The 21,661-nt window shown below is 72.3% G+C and carries 17 protein-coding genes; 13 read left to right on the top strand and 4 right to left on the bottom strand.

Annotated features, from left to right (window positions below; all coding sequences use genetic code 11):
* Positions 1-87: 87 nt before the first annotated feature.
* Positions 88-1,629: a S1 family peptidase gene (locus ACZ55A_RS28100; RefSeq protein ID WP_468845603.1), complete on the bottom strand. Its 1,542-nt coding sequence runs from the start codon at positions 1,627-1,629 to the stop codon at positions 88-90.
* 358 nt (positions 1,630-1,987) lie between these two features.
* On the opposite strand from ACZ55A_RS28100, the gene tdh reads away from it, so the two are divergent.
* From tdh to ACZ55A_RS28080, 4 genes are all read left to right on the top strand, one after another.
* Positions 1,988-3,016 carry an L-threonine 3-dehydrogenase gene (tdh, locus tag ACZ55A_RS28095; protein WP_468845600.1) on the top strand — a complete coding sequence of 343 codons (1,029 nt, stop codon included), beginning with the start codon at positions 1,988-1,990 and terminating at the stop codon, positions 3,014-3,016.
* 152 nt (positions 3,017-3,168) lie between these two features.
* Positions 3,169-4,380, top strand: a complete 1,212-nt coding sequence (locus ACZ55A_RS28090; protein WP_468845598.1) for a glycine C-acetyltransferase — start codon at positions 3,169-3,171, stop codon at positions 4,378-4,380.
* 35 nt (positions 4,381-4,415) lie between these two features.
* Positions 4,416-5,324, top strand: coding sequence for a LysR family transcriptional regulator (locus tag ACZ55A_RS28085; protein WP_468845595.1), 909 nt, complete (start codon positions 4,416-4,418; stop codon positions 5,322-5,324).
* 108 nt (positions 5,325-5,432) lie between these two features.
* Positions 5,433-6,791: a chloride channel protein gene (locus ACZ55A_RS28080; RefSeq protein ID WP_468845593.1), complete on the top strand. Its 1,359-nt coding sequence runs from the start codon at positions 5,433-5,435 to the stop codon at positions 6,789-6,791.
* Positions 6,792-6,803: 12 nt separating this feature from the next.
* Here the strand turns inward: ACZ55A_RS28080 and ACZ55A_RS28075 are convergent, their stop codons facing one another.
* Positions 6,804-7,835, bottom strand: coding sequence for a PHP domain-containing protein (locus tag ACZ55A_RS28075; protein WP_468845591.1), 1,032 nt, complete (start codon positions 7,833-7,835; stop codon positions 6,804-6,806).
* A 761-nt stretch (positions 7,836-8,596) separates the two neighbouring features.
* On the opposite strand from ACZ55A_RS28075, the gene ACZ55A_RS28070 reads away from it, so the two are divergent.
* The 8 genes from ACZ55A_RS28070 (at position 8,597) to ACZ55A_RS28035 (ending at position 18,733) form a co-directional block, all read left to right on the top strand.
* Positions 8,597-8,812, top strand: coding sequence for a type A2 lantipeptide (locus tag ACZ55A_RS28070; protein ID WP_468845589.1), 216 nt, complete (start codon positions 8,597-8,599; stop codon positions 8,810-8,812).
* Positions 8,813-8,991: 179 nt separating this feature from the next.
* Positions 8,992-9,798, top strand: coding sequence for a hypothetical protein (locus tag ACZ55A_RS28065; protein WP_468845587.1), 807 nt, complete (start codon positions 8,992-8,994; stop codon positions 9,796-9,798).
* Positions 9,795-12,086, top strand: a complete 2,292-nt coding sequence (locus ACZ55A_RS28060; RefSeq protein WP_468845584.1) for an NHLP family bacteriocin export ABC transporter peptidase/permease/ATPase subunit — start codon at positions 9,795-9,797, stop codon at positions 12,084-12,086. Before ACZ55A_RS28065 ends, ACZ55A_RS28060 begins: the two co-directional genes overlap by 4 nt.
* Positions 12,087-12,096: 10 nt before the next feature.
* Complete coding sequence (locus tag ACZ55A_RS28055) at positions 12,097-14,964, top strand: NHLP bacteriocin export ABC transporter permease/ATPase subunit (protein WP_468845901.1); 2,868 nt, start codon at positions 12,097-12,099, stop codon at positions 14,962-14,964.
* Positions 14,965-15,061: 97 nt separating this feature from the next.
* The gene (locus ACZ55A_RS28050; RefSeq protein ID WP_468845582.1) at positions 15,062-15,523 is read left to right on the top strand and encodes a cyclic nucleotide-binding domain-containing protein; all 462 of its coding nucleotides are present in this window, start codon (positions 15,062-15,064) and stop codon (positions 15,521-15,523) included.
* Between the two features lie 248 nt (positions 15,524-15,771).
* Positions 15,772-16,866, top strand: coding sequence for an ABC transporter substrate-binding protein (locus ACZ55A_RS28045; RefSeq protein WP_468845580.1), 1,095 nt, complete (start codon positions 15,772-15,774; stop codon positions 16,864-16,866).
* A gap of 8 nt (positions 16,867-16,874) precedes the next feature.
* Positions 16,875-17,948 carry a FecCD family ABC transporter permease gene (locus tag ACZ55A_RS28040; protein WP_468845898.1) on the top strand — a complete coding sequence of 358 codons (1,074 nt, stop codon included), beginning with the start codon at positions 16,875-16,877 and terminating at the stop codon, positions 17,946-17,948.
* The gene (locus ACZ55A_RS28035) at positions 17,945-18,733 is read left to right on the top strand and encodes an ABC transporter ATP-binding protein (RefSeq protein ID WP_468845577.1); all 789 of its coding nucleotides are present in this window, start codon (positions 17,945-17,947) and stop codon (positions 18,731-18,733) included. Before ACZ55A_RS28040 ends, ACZ55A_RS28035 begins: the two co-directional genes overlap by 4 nt.
* Before the next feature lie 41 nt (positions 18,734-18,774).
* Here the strand turns inward: ACZ55A_RS28035 and ACZ55A_RS28030 are convergent, their stop codons facing one another.
* Complete coding sequence (locus tag ACZ55A_RS28030; RefSeq protein WP_468845896.1) at positions 18,775-19,725, bottom strand: L-tyrosine/L-tryptophan isonitrile synthase family protein; 951 nt, start codon at positions 19,723-19,725, stop codon at positions 18,775-18,777.
* Complete coding sequence (locus ACZ55A_RS28025) at positions 19,722-20,987, bottom strand: cytochrome P450 family protein (RefSeq protein WP_468845575.1); 1,266 nt, start codon at positions 20,985-20,987, stop codon at positions 19,722-19,724. The genes ACZ55A_RS28030 and ACZ55A_RS28025 overlap by 4 nt, the downstream gene beginning before the upstream one ends.
* Before the next feature lie 270 nt (positions 20,988-21,257).
* On the opposite strand from ACZ55A_RS28025, the gene ACZ55A_RS28020 reads away from it, so the two are divergent.
* The gene (locus tag ACZ55A_RS28020; RefSeq protein ID WP_468845573.1) at positions 21,258-21,548 is read left to right on the top strand and encodes a hypothetical protein; all 291 of its coding nucleotides are present in this window, start codon (positions 21,258-21,260) and stop codon (positions 21,546-21,548) included.
* Positions 21,549-21,661: the final 113 nt, after the last annotated feature.

Below are 21,661 nucleotides of genomic sequence, written 5' to 3'. Positions count from 1 at the left end.
GGCCCCGTACCACCCGGCGGCCCCGCCCGCCCCTCTGCGGGGTGGACGGGGCCGCCGACTGGAGCACGAATCTCCTTGTTCCTGTGGTCAGTTGAGGGGGTCACCGCCGGCCGTGGTGGGGTCCTGCGCGCCCGTGCCGGGGTCCTGGGCGTCCGGGTCCTGCGCGCCGGCACCGGCGTCACCCGCACCGGCGTTCGCCGCACCTGCGTCACCGGCACCTGCGCTTCCCGCGCCCGCGTCACCGGCACCGGCGCTTCCCGCACCGGCGTCACCGGCACTTCCGGCACCCGCGTCACCGGCACCGCCGGCACCCGCGTCACCGGCACCCCCGGCACCCGCATCGCCGCCGCCCGCGCCGCCCCCGGCGCCGATCTCCGCCCCGGTGGCTTCGAGGGCGTCGGTGACCGGCTGGAAGAAGGTCTCGCCGCCCTGGGTGCAGTCGCCGCTGCCGCCCGAGGTCAGTCCGACGGCCGAGTCGCCGGAGAACATCGCGCCGCCGCTGTCGCCGGGCTCCGCGCAGACATCCGTCTGTATGAGGCCGTTGACGATATCGCCGTTGCCGTAGTTCACCGTGGCGTCCAGGCCGGTGACGGTGCCGTCGTGGAGACCGGTGGTGGAGCCGGACCGCTGCACCTTCATGCCGACCGCGGCCTCCGCGGCCTTGGTGATCTCCTGCGTGCTGCCGTTGCCCAGGTCGACCGCGCTCTGCGGCTGGGCGGCCTTGTCGTCGTAGGTGACCAGCGCGAAGTCGGTCTTCGGGAACTGGGAGTCGGCGACGGTGCCCAGCGGCTGGCCGCCGCCCTGGTCCGCCGACCAGGTCTTCGAGTCGTTGCCGCAGTGCCCCGCCGTCAGGAACGCGGGGGCGCCCTTGACCGTGACGTTGAAGCCGAGCGAGCAGCGGGCGTTGCCGCCGAAGATGGCACTGCCGCCGACCGGCCCGGCGGCTGCGCCACCGCCGCCCCCCTGCCCGTCGTCGCCGGCCGAACTGCCCGCCGCATCGCCCGCGTTGCCGCCTGCCGCACTTCCCGCGGCCCCGCCGTTGTTGCCGTTCGCCGCACCGCCCCCGTTGGCGTTCGCCGAGCCGCCCCCGATGCCGTTCGCCGCACCGCCCATCTCTCCGCCGTCGAACCGCTTGAACTCACCGCGGGACCGCTTGACGGTGACCATCTCGGCGCCCATCTTGTCGGTCACCTTGCTGAGCATGGCCATCTTGGCGCCGGTGACCGTCTTGTCGGCCAGCACCACGATCTTGTTGGTCTTCGGATCGATCGACCAGGCCGTGCCGGGCACCGAGGCGTTCTCCCGCAGGCTCTGGGCACCGGACTTGAGGGCGGTGAGGCTGTTGTGCACGACCTTGGCGACGGCGCCCTTGGCCCGCACGCTCGCCGCGTCATCCTCCGAGAGGACGTTCATGACCAGGTGGCCGTTCGCACCGTCCAGGTACCAGCCGGCGGCCTGGTCCCCGAGATCGGCCTTGAGGGCCGTCGCCACCTGGGTGGCCGCAGGGGCGCTGAAGGTCCGCAGGGCGGCGGGCTGGTCCGTGCTCGCATTGGCGTTGGGGAGCAGGATCGCGGCGCCCGCGATGGCGACCACGGCCGCGCCGGCGATGGCGCCCGTCCGCTTGTTCACATGTCGGTGGCTCAATTCACTGACCTCCAGGGACGCACAGGAACGATGCACACGGGAGGCCGCGGTGCGTCGCGTCAGCACCCGTGTGGGGTTGCATCCAGTCCTACGTAGTGCCGCCCGCCCCAGGCTCATGGGCACTCAACCTGTGATGAATTCCGACGTTCGCGGTTGCGACTCCCTACACTCCCCGGTCCGCCCGCCCCGGACCCGCGGCAGGACGGGCGTAAAGGCCAGCTGTGACCGCATTTAAGAAAACCTCGATGGACCCGGCGGCCGAGGTACGGAAGATTTCCTGACGAAGATCGGGTGGCCGAGATGCGCCCCCGGCAGGTCACGGTTACGTACGGGAGCCACCACGGTGAAGGCACTGGTCAAGCAGAAGGCGGAGCCGGGACTCCGGCTCATGGACGTGCCGGAACCGGCAATCGGCCCGGGCGATGTACTGATCAAGGTCCTGCGCACCGGCATCTGCGGCACGGATCTGCACATTCGCGCCTGGGACGGCTGGGCCCAGCAGGCCGTGGACACCCCGTTGATTCTCGGCCATGAATTCGTCGGCGAGGTGGTGGAAACCGGCCGCGACGTGGCCGACGTCAAGGCCGGCGACCTGGTCAGTGGCGAAGGCCATCTGGTCTGCGGGAAGTGCCGCAACTGTCTGGCCGGCCGCCGCCATCTGTGCCGCTCCACCGTCGGCCTCGGCGTCGGCCGGGACGGCGCCTTCGCCGAGTACGTGGCACTGCCCGCCACCAACGTGTGGGTGCACCGGGTGCCCGTCGACCTCGACATCGCCGCCGTCTTCGACCCGTTCGGCAACGCGGTGCACACCGCGCTGTCGTTCCCGCTGGTCGGCGAGGACGTGCTGATCACCGGCGCCGGGCCGATCGGCATCATGGCCGCGGCCGTCGCCCGGCACGCCGGCGCCCGCAACGTCATGATCACCGACGTCAGCGAGGCCCGGCTCGCACTGGCCCGCAAGACCGGCGTCAGCCTCGCCCTCAACATCGCCGAGGCGACCATCGCCGACGGGCAGCGGGAGCTGGGCCTGCGCGAGGGCTTCGACATCGGACTGGAGATGTCAGGCCGCCCCGAGGCGATGCGCGACATGATCGCCAACATGACGCACGGCGGCCGGATCGCCGTGCTCGGCCTGCCCGCCGAGGACTTCCCCGTCGACTGGTCCCGGATCGTCACCTCCATGATCACGATCAAGGGCATCTACGGCCGGGAGATGTTCGAGACCTGGTACGCGATGTCCGTCCTGCTCGAAGGCGGGCTCGACCTCTCGCCCGTGATCACCGGCCGCTACCCCTACCAGGACTTCGACGCCGCCTTCGACGACGCCGCCAGCGGCCGCAGCGGCAAGATCATCCTCGACTGGGCTGTTTGATTGCGGCTCGGTTCGCCTCCGGGGCACAACAGCCGGTGTCGAGAGACCGACCGTGCTCAGCCCTCCTCCGTCGGGCCTGCGCGCGCTCGGCCTCTCGACACCGGCGCGCCCCTTTGGCTCACTCGCCCACCGCACCCCTAAGGAGCACCCGCATGTATGACTCCGTACGCGACGAACTGCGCACCACCCTCGACGAGATCCGCGCCGCCGGACTGCACAAGCCCGAGCGCGTCATCGGTACCCCGCAGTCCGCCACCGTCGCGGTCACCGCGGGCGGCGCCGCCGGTGAGGTCCTCAACTTCTGCGCCAACAACTACCTCGGCCTCGCCGACCACCCCGAGGTCGTCACGGCCGCCCATGAAGCGCTCGACCGCTGGGGCTACGGCCTCGCCTCGGTCCGCTTCATCTGCGGCACCCAGGAGGTCCACAAGGAGCTGGAGCAGCGGATCGCCGGCTTCCTCGGCCAGGAGGACACCATCCTCTACTCCTCCTGCTTCGACGCCAACGGCGGTGTCTTCGAGACCCTCCTCGGTCCGGACGACGCGGTGATCTCCGACGCCCTCAACCACGCCTCGATCATCGACGGCATCCGGCTGTGCAAGGCCCGCCGCTTCCGCTACGCCAACCGCGACATGGCCGATCTGGAACGCCAGTTGAAGGAGGCGTCCGAAGGGGGCGCGGGCCGCAAGCTGATCGTCACCGACGGCGTCTTCTCCATGGACGGCTATGTGGCGCCGCTGGGCGAGATCTGTGACCTGGCCGAGCGCTACGGCGCCATGGTGATGGTCGACGATTCGCACGCGGTCGGCTTCGTCGGCCCCGGCGGCCGCGGCACCCCCGAACTCCACGACGTCATGGACCGCGTCGACATCATCACCGGCACCCTCGGGAAGGCCCTCGGCGGCGCCTCCGGCGGCTATGTCGCGGCCCGCGCCGAGATCGTCGCCCTGCTGCGCCAGCGCTCGCGCCCGTACCTCTTCTCCAACTCGCTCGCCCCGGTGATCGCCGCCGCCTCGCTGAAGGTGCTCGACCTGCTGGAGTCGGCCGGTGAGCTGCGCGAGCGGCTGCACGCCAACACCGCGCTGTTCCGCTCCCGGATGACCGAGGAGGGCTTTGACGTCCTCCCCGGGGACCACGCCATCGCCCCCGTGATGATCGGCGACGCGGCCCGGGCGGCCCGGATGGCGGAGCTGCTGCTGGAGCGCGGGGTGTATGTGATCGGCTTCTCCTACCCCGTCGTCCCGCAGGGCCAGGCGCGGATCCGCGTACAGCTGTCGGCCGCCCACTCCACCGAGGACGTCAACCGCGCGGTGGACGCCTTCGTGGCGGCGAAGGCCGCCCTGGAGGCCGAGGCCGCGGAGTGACGCGCACTGCCGGTCCGGCCTGAGAAAATGGCCACATGATCGAAGCACGCCGGCTGCACATCCTCCGTGCGGTGGCCGACCACCGCACGGTCACCGCCGCGGCCGCCGCGCTCTATCTCACGCCCTCGGCGGTCTCCCAGCAGCTGGCCGCCCTGGAACAGGAGACCGGCCACCGCCTCGTGGAGCGCAGCGCCCGCGGCGTCCGGCTGACCGCCGCGGGCGCCATCCTGCTCACCCACGCCAATGCCGTCCTCGCCCAGCTGGAGCGCGCCGAGTCCGAGCTCGCCGCGTACGGCTCGGGCGAGGCCGGCACGGTGACCGTCGCGGCCTTCGCCACCGGCATCGGCCTGGTCGTCGCCCCCGCGCTCACCGCGCTCGCCCGCTCCGCGCCCGGCATCCGGGTCCGGGTGCAGGACGCCGAGGGCGACGCCAGCCTGCGGATGGTCCTCGACCGGCAGGTCGAGGTGGCGGTGGCCGTCGAATACCGGGGCGCGCCGCGGGCCGACGACCCCCGGCTGACCCGGGTGCCGCTCTACGCCGAGCCGTTCGACGCGGTGCTGCCGCCCGGCCACCGCCTCGCCGACGCCGCACAGGTGGCCCTCGCCGATCTCGCCGAGGACCCCTGGATCGGCCCGTACCAGGGCAACCCCTGCCATGACGTGGTCGTCCTGGCCTGCGAGTACGCCGGATTCCAGCCCCGCCTGGAGCACTCCTCCGACGACTTCCGCGCTGTGGTCGCGCTCGCCTCGGCCGCGGCGGGCGTGGCCCTCGTCCCGCGCTCGGCGCTGCGCGACATGGACCTCACGGGGGTGGTGGTCCGGCCCGTCGACGGGGTGGCCCCCACCCGCCGGGTGTTCGCCGCGGTGCGCCGCGGAGCCGAGGAGCATCCGCTGTTCCGCCCGGTGCTGACCGCGCTCAGGGAAGCGGCGGCCTCGCAAGGGTGAGTCGTCCCAGCGGGCGCGGCGGCGTTCGGGTGTTCCCGTTCGCGTCGTGCGCGTCGCCCGGCGGTGCCCGTGGCAGGCTCCTTCTGGCGGCGGCGAGGAGGCGAGGCGATGTCGGTCGGCCCCACCGGCCCGGTCGGCGAGGCGCCGGCCGGTGTGCCGCAGGACCCCTACGCGCTGGTGCGCACCCGCGGATATCTGAAGCTGCTGCTGATCGCGGCGGTGATCGGCTTCCCGGTGTGTGCCGTTGCCTTCGGGTTTCTCGCGCTGGTCCATGAACTGGAACCGCTGATCTACCACGATCTGCCGCGCGCGCTGGGCTTCGCAGGGACGCCGCTGTGGTGGCCGGTGCCGATGCTGATGGTGGCCGGACTGCTGGTGGGACTGACGATCCGCCGGCTGCCGGGCAACGGCGGCCATGAGCCGGCCGACGGGCTGGCGCTGAGCGGTGCGCCCCCGCTCTCCGCGCTGCCCGGCATTGTGCTGGCGGCCCTGGCCTCCCTCAGCTTCGGCGCGGTGCTCGGCCCGGAGGCGCCGCTCATCGCCCTCGGCGGCGGGCTGTCCGTAGGCGCCGTACGGCTGATCAACCGGGGGATGCCGGAGCAGGCCGTCGCCGCGGTGGGCGCCGCCGGCAGTTTCGCGGCGGTCAGCGCGCTGCTCGGCTCCCCGCTCCTGGGCGCGTTCCTGCTGATGGAGGTGGCCGGGCTGGCTGGTCCGATGCTGGGGATGATGCTGCTCCCCGGACTGCTGGCGTCCGGTATCGGCGCGCTGATCTTCACCGGGCTGGGGGACTGGACCGGGCTCGGTACGTACTCGCTCGCGCTGCACGACATCCCCAAGGCGGCGGGGCCGACCGTGCCGGAGTTCGGCTGGGCCCTGGTTATCGGGGTGGCCGCGGCGTTCCTGGCGACCGGTGTACGGCGGCTCGCACTGGTCCTCAAGGCGCACGTGGTGCGTCATCGGGTGCCGGCGACGGTGGTGATGGGGCTGGTGGTCGGTGCGCTGGCGGTCGGGTTCGCCGCGGCCACCGGCAAGCCCGCCACCGAGATGCTCTATTCGGGGCAGTCGGCGCTGGGCACGCTCTTCCGGGACAGCGCCGGCTACTCGGTGCCGGCGCTGCTGCTCCTGGTGCTGTGCAAGAGCCTGGCGTACTGCGCGTCGCTGAGCGCTTTCCGGGGCGGCCCGATCTTCCCGGCGCTGTTCCTCGGCGCGGCGGGCGGGGTTGTCCTGGCCCATCTGCCCGGTCTGTCGCTCACTCCGGCCTTCGCGATGGGCGTCGGCGCGATGGCGGTGGCGATGCTCCGGCTGCCGATGACGTCGGTGCTGCTGGCGACGCTGCTCATGGGCACCAACGGACTCACCGTCATGCCGCTGGTGATCGTCGCGGTGGTGGTGGCCTACGTCGTGGCGCTGCGGCTCACCCCGGCCACGCCCGCGGTCGCCCCGGCACCCGCACCCTCGCCCGCCTGACCGGGCCACAGCTCAGCGCCGCGGCGTACGGCCCGTCCGGGTCCAGGTGGCCAGCTGACGTTGCGTCCAGGTGTTGATGACCCGGTCCGCCGGTACGCCGCACTCCTCGGCGCGGGCACAGCCGTAGATCTGCCAGTCCAGTTGCCCCGGCGCATGGGCATCGGTGTCGATGGCGAAGAGGCATCCCGCGTCCAGGGCCTCGTGCAGCAGCCGGCGCGGGGGGTCCAGGCGCTCCGGGCGGCAGTTGATCTCCACCGCCGTGTGGTGCTCGGCGCAGGCCGCGAACACCTCTGCGGCGTCGAACTGCGACTCCGGGCGGGGTTTGCGGGTGCGCAGCCGCCCGGTGCAGTGCCCCAGGACGTCCACGAGCGGATTGCGCACCGCGGCCAGCAGCCGGCGGGTCATCGGCGCCCGGTCCATCCGCAGTTTGGAGTGCACCGACGCCACCACCACATCCAGCTGTTCCAGCAGCTCCGGCTCCTGGTCGAGGCTGCCGTCGTCGAGGATGTCGCACTCGATCCCGGTCAACAGCCGGAACGGCGCCAGCTGTTCGTTCACCTCCGCGACCAGCGACAGCTGCTGCCGCAGCCGGTCGGCGCTCAGCCCGCGGGCGACGGTGAGCCGGGGGGAGTGGTCGGTCAGTACGCACCACTCATGGCCGAGGTCACGGGCGGCCCGGGCCATCGCCTCGACCGGGCTGCCGCCGTCCGACCAGTCCGAGTGCAGATGGCAGTCGCCGCGCAGCGCCTGCCGCATCCGCTGACCCTGCTCTCCCTCCACCAGCGGGCCGCCCGCCTCGTCCTCCAGGTGCGCCAGATATACCGGCCGCACCCCGGCCAGGGCCTCTTCGACCACCCGGGTGGTTTTCGGCCCGAGCCCCTTGAGGCGCGCGAGTGAGCCGCTGTCGGCGCGTTGGTGCAGTTCGTCCACGGACAGTCCGCTGATCGCCGCTGCGGCGTTACGGAACGCCTCGACGCGATAGGTCACGGCACCCTGCCGCTCCAGCAGAAAGGCGATCCGCTCCAGTGCCTCGACGGGCTCCAACGTACGGCTCCTTCCCGGTGCGACGGCCCTCCGGTCCCTTCACGGTGCCGCACCCGTGGACCGGCTGCCACCGGGTGATACCGGCGGTAAATTCGCCCATTTCTGTCGAGTCGGGCGCCGTGCCGTTATGTGGTTATGTCCGTTCTCGGGCCGGTCGATCCGATTGCATCGGAAAGGCGTACGGATAGTGCTGATGATTCACTGTAATACGCGCATGGCGCCCGTTACCGACCCTGAAGTTCGGGCGAATCGGACGCGGTGAAAAAATCGCGCAAAGCTCCTGCAACATTCGGCGGAGGGGGGCCGGCGGGGTGCACCCTGGCTCCCTGCGGGGCGGGTGAACGGGTGCCGTAAAAATTGACGGCCTTCAAGAAATCTGCACACCGAATGCCCAGTCGGCACCCTGTCTGCGGTGTGGGAACCCCTTGCTGACCTGCGCCGCAGCAGTTTGGGGCGGGAATGTCGTGTTCGTCGAACGAGGCTTGACCGACTCGACGGAAAGGAAACCGAAGGAGTTGTGAAGAAGCTGCCACTAACCCATGGACGGGCGTGCACGACACGTAATTCGATGGAGTGTTGAGGCCCGGATCGGCGCCGGTCCGATTAGCAGCACAACGTGCCTGCATGCTTTGATCCTTCGCACTGCGGGAGTTACACGCCGGATCCCGATATCGGGACCCGGCGCCCGCTGCCGTGGCCGGGCCACTCACCGGACGGTTCGGCCGCAGCTTTTTCGAGATATTCATCCGAAGGGAAACATCATGAACTTCACCCCCCAGGTGCAGACCCAGGAAATCTCCGACGCCGACCTGGACAACGTGTCCGGTGGCCTCGTCGGCGGTGTCCTCGGCACCGCGACCAGCACCGTTGACTCCGTCGCCCCGGTCTCCGGTGTCGTCGGCGACGCCACCGGCCTGGTCGAGCAGACCACCGGTGTGAACACCGGCGCCGTCACGGGCCTCGTCAGCGGTCTCTGAGCCACCCCCTGTGCCGCTGAGCGGCACGGCCGGCTCCGAACGGTGACAACGGCACGTCGGCGTCCCCTCCTTGCCGACCTGCCGGGCCGTGTGCCCCGGACCCGCCTGGCCTGACCCGGGCCCCGGGGCACCGGCCATCACCCGCCTGATCAGACCTTTGCAGTTGAGGGAAGAGTGTCGTGCAGTTCCGCCAACAGGCCCTTTCCAAGCTGCAGTCACCCGAGGAAATAGATCTGCCGGTGCGCTTCGCCCGCCCCCAGGGCTGGCTGGTGCTGACCGTCACGGTCCTCGTCGTGCTCGCCGCCGCCTTCTGGGCGGTGACCGGCACCGTCTCGTCCACCCTCAGCGCACCCGGAATCCTCACCCACGGCCAGGGCAGCTACCTCCTCCAGAGCCCCGTCGCGGGCCAGGTCACCGCCGTATTCGCCGAAGAAGGCAAGCGGGTGGCCGCCAACGCCCCCCTCCTCAAGGTCCGTACCGCCCGGGGCACCACCGTCGTGCGTTCCCTCGCCGCCGGCCGGCTGACCACGATGGTCGCCACCATCGGCTCCGTCGTCACGACCGGCGCGGACGTCGCCTCCGTGGAGCGCGTCGCCAACCCCGGCGACCCCCTGACCGCCACGCTGTACGTCCCCGCGGACAGCGGCGCCACCGTCCCCGTCGGCGCCTCCGTCGACCTCACCGTCCAGTCCGTGCCCAGCCAGCGGTACGGCGTCCTGCGCGGCCGGGTCAAGGCAGTCGGCCGGACCGCCCAGACCCGCCAGCGGATCGGCGCCTATCTGGGCAGCAGCCAGCTCGGTGAGCAGTTCTCGAAGGCCGGCCCGCCCGTCGCGGTCCTGGTGCAGCTCGACACCGCCGCGCACAGCAGGTCCGGCTACGCCTGGTCGACCTCCGACGGCCCGCCCTACCCCGTCGAGTCCATGACGCTGGCCGGCGGCGCCGTCCACCTCGCCGCGCAGCACCCGATCGATTGGCTGCTGCCGTGACCGCACCGAACGACTCCGCGGCCCCGCAGGCGCAGTTGCCGCCGCCCGGCCGCGGCCGGCACCGCCCCGAGCCCGCACCCGGCGCCCGCCGCCGTGCCCGGCGGGAGGCGCCGCCCACTCCCAAGGCGAAGAAGCCCAGGACCGTCCGCACCCCCACCGTCCTCCAGATGGAGGCCGTCGAGTGCGGCGCCGCCTCCCTGGCCATGGTCCTGGCCCACTACGGGCGCCATGTGCCGCTGGAGGAGCTGCGGATCGCCTGCGGTGTCTCCCGCGACGGCTCCCGCGCCAGCAATCTGCTCAAGGCCGCCCGCAGTTACGGTCTCCAGGCCAAGGGCATGCAGATGGAACCGGCCGCGCTCGCCGAGGTCCAGGCACCGGCCATCCTCTTCTGGGAGTTCAACCACTACGTCGTCTACGACGGCGCCGGCCGCCGCCTCGGCCGCCGCGGGGTGCACATCAACGACCCCGACAAGGGCCGCCGCTTCGTGCCGATGGAGGACTTCGACACCAGCTTCACCGGCGTCGCCCTGGTCTTCGAGCCCGGCGCATCCTTCCGCAAGGGCGGCCGCAAGCCCGGCGTGCTGGGCGCCGTACCCGCCCGGATGCGCGGCACCACCGGCACCCTGCTCGCCGCGCTGCTCGCCAGCCTGCTGCTGGTCGCGGTCGGCGCGGCGGTGCCCGCGCTGAGCCGTACGTACATCGACATGTTCCTGATCGGCAACCAGACCTCGCTGCTGGGGCCGCTCTTCGCGTCGATGGCCGCGATGGTCGCGCTGACCGCCGTACTGACCGGGCTGCAACAGGCGAATCTGCTGCGCGGCCGGATCATCTCCTCCACCCTCACCAGCGCCCGCTTCCTGCGCCACCTCCTCAGACTTCCGGTCACCTTCTTCGCCCAGCGCAGCCCGGCCGACCTGGTGCAGCGGCTCCAGTCCAACGACGCGGTCGCCGAAACCCTGGCCCGCGACCTGGCCGCCGCCGGCGTCGACGGCATCGTCGTCGTCCTCTACGCCGTCCTGCTGTGGAGCTACGACCCCCAACTGACCGTCATCGGCGTGGGGATCGCGCTGCTCAATGTCGTCGCCATGCGGATCGTGGTGCGGCTGCGCGCCACCCACACCGCGAAGCTGCGCGCCGACACCGCCCGGCTGACCAACACCTCCTACACCGGCCTCCAGCTCATTGAGACGATGAAGGCCACCGGCGGCGAGAACGGCTACTTCCGCCGCTGGGCGGGCCAGCACGCCACCACGCTGGAGGTACAGCAGCGGCTCGGGGTGCCGAGCGCCTGGCTGGCCGTCGTCGCCCCCACCCTCGCCACCCTCAACAGCGCGCTGATCCTGTGGATCGGCGGCCTGCGGGCGGTCGAGGGCCATATCTCCATCGGTCTGCTGGTCGCCTTCCAGGCGCTGGTGACCCGCTTCACCGCACCCCTCACCCGGCTCAACGGGGTCGCCGGCCGGATCCAGGACTTCGCCGCCGACGTGGCCCGCCTCAAGGACGTCGAGTCCTTCCCCGCCGACACCCTCTACTCCCGCCCCGGGGCGGACGCCGACACCCGACGGCTCACGGGCCATGTGACGCTGGAGGACATCACCTTCGGCTACAGCCCGCTGGACAAACCCCTGCTGACCGGCTTCTCACTGGCCGTCGGCCCCGGTCGGCAGGTCGCCCTGGTCGGCGGCTCCGGCAGCGGCAAGTCCACCGTCTCCCGGCTGATCTCCGGCCTCTACAGCCCCTGGGAGGGCACGATCCGGATCGACGGACAGCGTCTGGAGGACCTCTCCCGCAGCGCGCTGGCCGCCTCGGTCTCCTTCGTCGACCAGGACATCTTCCTCTTCGAGGGCACGGTCCGCGACAACGTGGCGCTCTGGGACCCGTCGATCCCCGACGACGCGGTCATCGCCGCCCTCAAGGACGCCGCGCTCTACGACGATGTCATCGCCCGGCGCCCCGACGGCATCCACAGCCGCGTCGAGCAGGACGGCCGCAACTTCTCCGGCGGGCAGCGGCAGCGGCTGGAGATCGCCCGCGCACTGGTCAGGCGCCCCAGCATCCTCGTCCTCGACGAGGTCACCAGCGCCCTGGACGCCCGGACCGAACAGCTCATCATGGACAACCTGCGGCGGCGCGGCTGCGCCTGCGTCGTGATCGCCCACCGGCTGAGCACCGTCCGCGACAGCGACGAGATCGTGGTCCTCGACCACGGTGTGGTCGTCGAACGCGGCCGGCACGAGGACCTGGTCGCCGCCGGGGGCGCCTACGCCGAACTGGTCAAGGAGCACTGACGTGTCAGGCATGTCCCCGTCCCCGGTCGTGGGACCGGGTGAGACCGACGCGGTGACCCACGCGCTGGGCGGCCTCGGCGCACCCGTCGACTGTGCCGGCCTGCGCAGCGTCCCCCTGGAGGGGCCGTATGTGCTGTGGCTGGTCACCGGGGGCTCGCTGGACCTCTTCGCGGTCGACGCCGCCGCGGAGGGCCACTGGCACTTCCTCGGCCGCCTCGAAGCGGGCACCCTGCTGCTCGGCCCGGTCGACGGCCCCCAGCACACCCTGCTCGGCCGCCCCTCGCAGGACTGTCAGCTGCGCCGGATCCCGCTGCGCGAACTGCCCCGGTACGACTACGGCGGCTACGGGGAGTACGGGGAGTACGGCGACACCGGGGCCCACCCGCAGTACGGCACCCAGGCCGGGCAGCCCTCCCCGCTGGAGCACGCCTTCGCCCTGGGCACCGCCCGCAGCCTGGGCGTGCTCTTCGAGGCACCGCTGGACGGGCGGCCCGGCGATGACGCGGTCGCCGACGACGACATCCTGTGGATGCCCGTCCCGCCCGGCAGTGTGCAGTACGGCGCCTCCTACAGTGCCGAGGCGGCCGCGGATCTGCTGGTCGACCCCGAGCTGTGGCAGCGGATGGTCAATCAGCAGTACCGGCTGCTGTCCGCGGTCGACCGCTGGATCGAGCAGCTGGAGCGCGCCCACGAGGACCGTACGGCGGCCGGCATCAGAGCCGGTGAGGCCGTCCGTGAACGCGCCGACCAGGCCCTGCTGGCGTCCATCGGCCGCCAGGACCGCTCCGGGCGGGTCAGCGACGGCACGGACCGGGCCGGCGACGACACCACCTTCGCGGTCTGCCGCGCGGTCGCCGAGGCGGCCGGGATCACGCTCACCGAACCCCCGAGGGGCGGCGCGGTGAACGAGCGGGTCACCCCCGTGGAGCGGATCGCGGTCAGCTCGCGGATCCGCACCCGCGCGGTCCGGCTCACCGGCCCCTGGTGGCGGACGAACACCGGCCCCCTGGTGGGGCATCGCGCCAAGTCCGGCGCCCCCGTGGCGCTGCTGTGGCGCCGCGGCCGCTACGAGGCGGTCAACCCGGCTTCCGGGCTGCGGATCCGCGTCGGCAAGGACAACGCCGATGAGTTCGAACCGCGCGCCGTGATGTTCTACCGCCCGCTGCCGGACCGGCCGATGAGCATGTGGCGGCTGATGCGCTTCAGCCTGCGCGACACCCGGACGGATGTCCGCAACCTGGCCCTGAGCGGACTGGTGACGGTCGGCCTCGGCGCGCTCGTCCCGATCGCGACCGGCAAGGTGCTCGGCGTCTACGTGCCCGCCGCCGAGCGCAGCCTGATCGTCCAGGTCTCCCTGGCGGTGGTCGTCACCAGCATCGTCTCGGCCGCCTTCATGCTGTTGCAGAACCTCACCGTGCTGCGGATGGAGGGCCGCATCGAGAGCGCGTTGCAGCCGGCCGTATGGGACCGGCTGCTGCGGCTGCCGACGAAGTTCTTCACCGAACGCTCCACCGGCGAGCTGGCGAGCGCCGCGATGGGCATCAGCACCATCCGGCGGGTGCTGTCCGGGATCGGCCCGGTGGCCGTCCAGTCCACGACGGTCGGTGCGATGAACCTCGTTCTGCTGCTCGTCTACAGCGTGCCGCTGGCGCTCGCCGCGATCGGCATGCTGCTCGTCATCGGGGTGGTCTTCCTGGTGATGGGCCTGTGGGAGCTGCGCTGGCAGCGACGGCTGATCACCCTCACCAACAAGCTCAACAACCAGGCGTTCCAGACCCTGCGCGGACTGCCCAAACTGCGGGTCGCCGCCGCCGAGAGCTTTGCGTACGCCGCCTGGGCCAGGGAGTTCGCCCGCTCCCGCGAGCTCCAGCAGAAGGCCGGCCGGATCAAGAACCTGACCACCGTCCTCAACGCGGTCTATCTGCCGCTCTGCTCACTCACCATGTTCATGCTGCTGGCCGGCCCGGCCCGCGGCAGCATGTCGGCCGGCGCGTTCCTCACCTTCAACACCGCGGTGACCATGCTGCTGACCTCGGTCACCCAGATCACCGGCGCCTGCATCGCGGCGGCCGCCGCCCTGCCGATGTTCGAGCAGATCAAGCCGGTACTGGACGAGGCGCCGGAAGTACGCGGCGCCAGCGCCCAGCCCGGCACCCTCTCCGGCGCCATCGAGGCCAAGAAGCTCTCCTTCCGCTACACCGACGACGGCCCCCTCGTCCTCGACGATGTCTCGCTCCAGGTCCGGCCCGGCGAGTTCGTCGCGGTCGTCGGGCCCAGCGGCTGCGGCAAGTCCACCCTGCTGCGGCTCCTGATCGGCTTCGACAGGCCGACCTCGGGCAGCGTCCTCTACGACGGCCAGGACCTCGCCGCCCTGGACCAGGCCGCGGTACGCCGCCAGTGCGGCGTCGTCCTTCAGAACGCCCAGCCGCTGACCGGCTCCATCCTGGACTGCATCTGCGGTGCCGAGGCCTTCAGCCAGGAGGAGGCCTGGGCGGCCGCCGAGATGGCCGGCCTGGCCGAGGACATCAAGCGGATGCCGATGGGGCTGCACACCATGATCGCCGGCGGCGGCGCGATCTCCGGTGGCCAGCGCCAGCGTCTTATGATCGCCCAGGCCCTGATCCGCCGCCCCCGGATCCTCTTCTTCGACGAGGCCACCAGCGCCCTGGACAACGAGACCCAGCGCATCGTCATCGACAGCACCCGCAAACTCAGCGCCAGCCGGCTGGTGATCGCCCACCGGCTGTCCACGGTCATGGACGCCGACCGTGTGCTCGTCATGGCGGACGGCCGGATCGTCGAACAGGGCGCACCGGCCGAGCTGCTCGCCGACACCGGCGGCCGGCTGCACGACCTGGTGCGGCGTCAGCTGACCTGACCCCGTGGCCGGCGGACGCCCCGCCCGGTCGAGCCGTTCCCGTCCTCCCCGTAAATCACCGCATATGTTGCAAGACATTCAGCGGACGGAGGATGAGATGACCACAGCGAAGGACCTGTTCGATGCGATGCCGCCCGACCGGCGCCGGCGGCTGACCGAGATCGCCCGCGAGGTGTCCCTGCCACGCGCCACCCGTCTCTTCGAGGAGGGCCGGCGGGCGGACCGGTTCTGGATCATCCGCAGCGGACAGGTCGCGCTCGACCAGCACGTCCCCGGCCGCCGGGCGGTGGTCGTGGAGACCCTCGGACGCGATGAACTCCTCGGCTGGTCCTGGCTGTTCCCGCCCTACCTGTGGCACCTGGGCGCGGCGACCGTCGGCCCGGTGGACGCGGTGGAGTTCGACGCCGCGGTCGTCCGCGGCCTGTGCGAGTCCGACGCCATCCTCGGCCGGGCGATGTACCGCTATGTCGCCGAGACCGTCGCCGACCGGCTGCACGGCACCCGCACCCGCCTGCTCGACCTCTACGGACCCCAGGGCAGCGGCGGACTCGAGCCCTGAGCCCGGCCCGCGCCCGGCTTGTGACCGGTCAACCACCTCCCGGTGCCGTGCCGTTGTGACGCGTCACCTCAGGGGGTGTCCTCCCGCGCCGTGTCCGTACCTGCCCGGAAAAGGACCCGTCGGGCCCGGAACCGTCCTCCCGGTCCGGCCGACTACCTGTGCCGGGCCGTGATCGCGGTCCGCCGGTCGGGTCCCCGGCCGGTGAACAGGCCGGGAGACCGGCCGGTGACGGGTAGGGGAGTAGCACCATGCGCCTTGGGAGCGCCATGCGCCTTCGGAAGTTGGGCGGTCTGGCGGCGGTCGTCGCGCTGGCCGCCACCGCGTGCGGCGGCAGCGGAGGGGGCAGCGGTCCGGGCACCGGGCAGGAGGCGTCCGGGCGCGGCGGTGCCGGGTTTCCGGTGCAGGTCGCCGACTGCAAGGGTGCCAGGACCACGTTCTCGTCCCCGCCCCGCAAGATCGTCACGAGCAATGCCGCCGCCCTGGAGATGCTGCTGCGGCTGGGCGCGGGCGATCGGGTCATCGGGACCGGGTTCCCGCCCGGCAAGGGCACCCTGCCCGGTGAACTCGACGCACAGGCGCGGCGGGTACCGGTGCTGGGGAAGCACATCATCCCCAAGGAGAAGCTGCTCGCCTCGGGCGCGGATCTCTATATCGACACCTTCGCCTCGATGAACAACATGGGCGGGGCGGGTGACGCGCCGACCCCGGACGAGTTCCGTGCGGCCGGGATCAAACACGTCTATCTGGCGTCCACCGCCTGCGCGCCGATGGCCAAGGAGCCGCAGCGCGATCTGTCCGGGGTGGAGGCCGACATCAAGCGGCTGGGCGCGGTGACCGGCACCTCCCGGCGCGCGGACGAACTCGTCGCGGGCATGCGCGCGAAGACCGCAGCGGTCCGGAAGGAGGTCGGCCGGATCCCGGAGAAGAAGCGGCCCACGTACTTCTTCTTCGACTACGACGCCGGCACCAAACAGCCCATGGCCGTCTGCCGCAAGCAGGTCGCCAACGCCGTGATCAGCCAGGCCGGGGCACGCAATGTCTTCGACGGCTGCGACGGGGACTTCAAGCCCGTCTCGTGGGAGGACGTGGTCGCCAAGAACCCGGACTGGATCCAGCTCGGGGTACGCAACCGCGGCGATGCGGCCGCCGACAAGAAGGCGTTCGACCAGGCCGCGGCGTTCCTGAAGAGCTTCCCCGCCACGAAGGGGCTGACGGCCGTGCGCGAGGGGCACTTCGTCCGGATCACCTCGGAGCGCACCACGATCGCCGGTGTCGGCAACGCGGACACCGTCGAGGAGATCGCCCACACCCTCCACCCGGACCGCTTCAAGGCGGCGCGGTAGTGGCTGCGGTGCTCGACGACCCGCGCGACCGGACGGAGACGGCCGAACCCGGGCCACGCACCCCGCGCGCCGGGCTGCTCGCCCTGGGGCTCGGCCTCGCGCTGGCGGTCGCCCTGACCGCCGCCGTCTCCCTCGGGCCGACCGACCTCCCGCCCGGCCACGTGTGGTCGGTGGTGCTCCACCGGATCGGCGGGGCGCCGCCCCGGCCGGGCACCGACGACCTGATCGTGTGGCAACTCCGCGTCCCCCGCGCCCTGTTGGCGGCACTGGTCGGCGCGGGCCTCGGCCTGGTCGGCACCGCGACCCAGGCCCTGGTGCGCAATCCGCTGGCGGACCCGTATCTGCTGGGCATCTCCAACGGCGCCTCGCTCGGCGCGGTCGCCGCGATCGTGCTGGGGGCGAGCGCCGGCGGGGTGCTGGGGCTGGGCCTGTCCGCGGCCGCCTTCGCCGGTGCGCTCGGCTCGTTCGCGCTGGTGTGGTGCCTGGCGCGGCGCGGTGGCGGCTTCTCGCCGCTGCGCCTGGTGCTGGCCGGGGTGGGCATCGGGCAGTTCCTGTCCGGGTTCACCAGCTATCTGGTGCTCCAGGCCGGCGATGAGCAGCAGACCCGCAGCGTGCTGTTCTGGCTGATGGGGAGCCTGAGCGGGGCCACCTGGAGCGTCCTGTGGCCGCCGGTGCTCGCGCTCGCCGCCGGGCTGCTCGCCCTCCAGGCGCGGGCCCGGGGCATGAACGCACTGACCATGGGTGATGAGACCGCGGCCGGGGTGGGCGTGGACGTCACCCGGCTGCGCCGCGAGCTGTTCGTGGTGACCAGCCTGCTGACCGGCGTACTGGTCGCGGTCTCCGGAGCCATCGGCTTCGTGGGCCTGCTGGTGCCGCATCTGTGCCGGCCGGTCATCGGCGGCGACCACCGCCGGCTGCTGCCGCTGTCCGCGCTCACCGGCGCGCTGCTGCTGGTGGTGGTCGACATCGTGTGCCGTACGGCGATGGACGCCCAGGAGCTGCCGGTCGGCGTGGTGACGGCGATGATCGGGGCACCCGCCCTGCTGTTCATCCTGGACCGGCGGACGGCGGTGGGCCGGTGAACGTCGAGATCGAGGATCTGCACGTCGGCTACGCGGGCCGGAACGTCGTGGCCGGGGTGCATCTGATGGCCGCGGCAGGGGAGATCGCCGGGCTGGTCGGCCCCAACGGCAGCGGCAAGTCCACCGTACTGCGCACCGTCTACCGCCATCTGCGGCCCGCCGCGGGGCGGGTACTGCTCGCCGGGACCGACCTCCGTGCGCTCACCCCCGGGCAGACCGCGCGGCAGGTCGCCGCGCTGCCGCAGGAGCGCGGCAGCGACTTCGAGCTGACCGTGCACGAAGTGGTGGCGATGGGCCGCACGCCCTACAAGCGGGCCTTCGCCGGCGAGGACCGGGCCGACCGGGAGACCGTGGCGGGCGCCCTGGCCGCCGTGGGGCTGGCCGGACAGGGTACCCGCCGGTTCTCCGCACTCTCCGGCGGCGAACGCCAACGTGCGCTGCTGGCAAGGGCGTTCGCCCAGGACCCGGACGTGCTGGTGCTGGACGAGCCCACCAACCACCTCGATGTACGGCACCAGGTCGAACTGCTCGCGCTGCTGCGCGCCCAGCGCCGCACCACGCTGATCTCACTGCACGATCTGAACGCCGCGGCGTCCCTGTGCGACCGGCTGCATGTGCTGCACGCCGGCCGGGTGGTGGCGTCAGGACCGCCGCGCGAGGTGCTGACGCCCCGACTGCTGGCCGAGGTGTTCGGAGTGCGTGCCGCGGTGACCGAACATCCGCTCACCGGCGATCCGTTGATCGCCTTCGATCACCGGGAGCCGCTGCCCGCCGGCGACGGGTGACGACACGGCCGAGGGGGCGGGGTGCCCGGCGCCCCGCCCCCTCACCCCGCCACGAAATGGCTCGGCCGGCCCTCGCGCAGCACCAGCCGGCCGAGCCGTTCGGCATCCGCCCGGTGCATCAACTCCCGTCGCCCGTCGGGATGTTCGAGTACACAGGAGTGCCAGGGCGTCAGCCATGCATCGGGCGCTTCCAGCAGCCGTATGCCGAACTTGGCCGAGCCCCGCGGCTGCGGATGGATCGAGAGCCGGAACGCCCCCGGGTGGTGCACGGCGACCAGCTCACCCCAGGCGCTGCTGCGCTGCATCACCCCGTACGCCCGGCGGCGGCAGTCGCGCTGAAGCGCCGAGCGGGTACCGGCGAACGAGGAGGTGTCCTCGAACAGGAACCGGGTGATGCCCTGGTACAGCCGGCGCGTCGGCTCGTCGCTGCGGGTCAGTGACCGCAGGCTCTCCAGGGCCGGGGCGTGGTGCGCCTCGACCAGCGCCCGCTTGTCGTCGTGCGAGAGCCGGCCCCCGTACACCTCGCGCAGGTCGAAGACGTCCAGCCGGGTCAGGCCCTCGGCGTGGATCAGGGCGCGCAGCGCGTCGCTGTAGGCATCGATGTCATGGTCCGGCACCCCGATGAGATCGCTGAAGACATGCCCGTCGGAGCAGATGACCACCCGGGCGCCGGGCGGATACACGGCCTCGATCCGCGCGCACAGCGCGTCCAGGAAGCGCAGCGCCAGCCGTTCGCCCTCATCGGGGAGGTGCCCCAGCACCTTGGCGGGGTTGGGCGACTTGCAGGGGAAGCCCGGCAGGGTGAACCGGATCGGCTCGCCCGCCGCCACCGGGGCGGCCAGCTGCCGCAGTTGGCCGGGGAAGTCGTCGGGGGAATCGCCGTGGGTGGCGTCGAGTGCGCGCCGGTACGGCAGGAGTGTGGCGAGCACCGCCGTGCACAGGGCCAGCTGGTCGGCGGACGGGCCGGAGTGCGGCCGCGGGGGGCTGGTCAGCACGCGCTGACCGCCCCGCCGGACACCGGACATCCGCCGGCCGCGCCATAGGCGACCGGCAGCCGGTCGACCCCACGCGCCAACACGGCCGGAATCCACCGGAGTTCCGTATCCGGGACGGCCGGCCTGAGGTCCGGCAGCCGCCGGAGCAGCGCACCCAGGGCGATCTGGAGCTCGATCCGGGCGAGCGCGGCACCGGGGCAGAAGTGGATGCCGTGGCCGAAGGCGAGGTGGGGGTTGGGGGAGCGGTCGAAGTCGAGGGTGTCCGCGTCGGCGAACTGCTCGGGGTCGCGGTTGGCCGCGCACAGTGACACGATCACCGAGTCGCCCGCCGGGATCCGGGTCCCGTGCAGATCGGCGTCCTCGGCGAAGAACCGCCAGGTCGTCAGCTCGAAGGCGCTGTCGTACCGCAGCAGTTCCTCGACCGCGCGGGGCAGCAGCTCGGGGCGGGCGGCCAGCTCGGCGAGGCGCTCGGGGTGGCGCAGCAAGGTGACCAGCGCCGTGGTGATCTGGTTGGTGACCGGTTCCTGCCCCGCGACCAGCAGCTGGAAAATCATCGAGTCCAGCTCCTCCTGGCCCATCTGCCCCGTGTCGCGGGCGGCCACCAGCCGGGAGAGCAGATCCTCGCCGGGCTCCTGGCGCTTGTGGACGACCAGATCGGCGATGTACTGCTGGAGCCCGCGCAGCCGCGCCTCGTACGCCGGACGGCCCGGATCCTCGGGTCCCACGGGCTGGACCACCTTGCCCCAGTCCCGGTCGAAGCGCTCCGCGAACTCCCCGGGCAGGCCGATGACTTCGGCCAGCACCTGGAACGGGAAACGGGCCGCGAAGGCCTCGACGAGATCGGCCTCGCCGCGCTCCGGAAGGGCGTCGAGCAGCGTATCGGCCATCGCCCGGAAGCGGGGTGCGAGCGCCGCCACGCGCTGCGGGGCGAAGGCATCGGTGATCAGCCGGCGCAGCTCGGTGTGCCGGGGCGGGTCCTGGTGGAGCAGATGCACCTGGAGCTGGGAGTGCTGGGGCTCGGGCATGATCGAGGCGCGGGCCCGCCAGGCCGCGTTGCCGCGCGAGTGGTGCTTGCCCAGCCGGGGGTCGGTCAGCGCCTGGTGCGCGGCCTCGTAGCCGGTGACCAGCCAGGCGCACACCCCGCTGGGGAAGCGCACCCGATGGACGGGACCGCGCGCCCGCAGCTCGGCGTACAGGGGATAGGGATCGCGTTTGTACTCCGGCCCGTACAGCTCGACGGGTTCGGGCGATGTGGACATGGAATCCTCCTCAACGGTGCTGGTCTGCGACCAACCGCACGCGGACGGCACGGCGTTGGAGAGGTCGGGCGGCAGGCGCGTCGAGTTCCCGCCGGCCGCGGGGAATTCGGCGGGACGCGGGGCATGCCACCGGTGCACGGCGGCACGGGCAAACCCAGTTAGTCGGGCCGGAGAGCCGCCGGGTTCCGGCCGCGGAACGGGACAATCCTCACGCGCCAAAGACGCCCCGATCGCCCGCTCGGCCCCGCCGGCACCTGCCACGATGAGGCGATGTCCAGCTCTCCGGCCGAGCGTAGTCGGCCCCAGCTCTCGCTGCCCCGGACCGTCCAACGGCTGCTGCCCGCCCGCCCCGTCATCGGCTTCATCGCCCTGCTCGCGGTGCTCTTCGCTCTGTCGTACGCCGCCGGTACCCTCGCCGGTCCGGTCGCCCCGGGGCTGCACCCGGCCGGCGGAACCCGTACGGGAGACTCCGCACCGGCCGACGACGGGGACATGGGCGGTATGCACGGCATGGGTGCCGGAGCGCCCCGCCCGGCGCCGGAGGGGACGGTGGCGCGATGACCGACCCGCAGTCCGGCCCCCGGCCCGGCGCCCGGACACGGAAGCCCGCCGCGGCCCCGCCCGAGGAGAAGGCCGACGCGGCGCCCGGCCAGGAGGGGGCCGCCCCGGTGCCG

The sequence above is a fragment of the Streptomyces sp. NPDC034111 genome (assembly GCF_055575375.1).
Note: the sequence above shows the minus strand (reverse complement) of the source record. Positions and strands in the feature narration are given on the sequence as shown.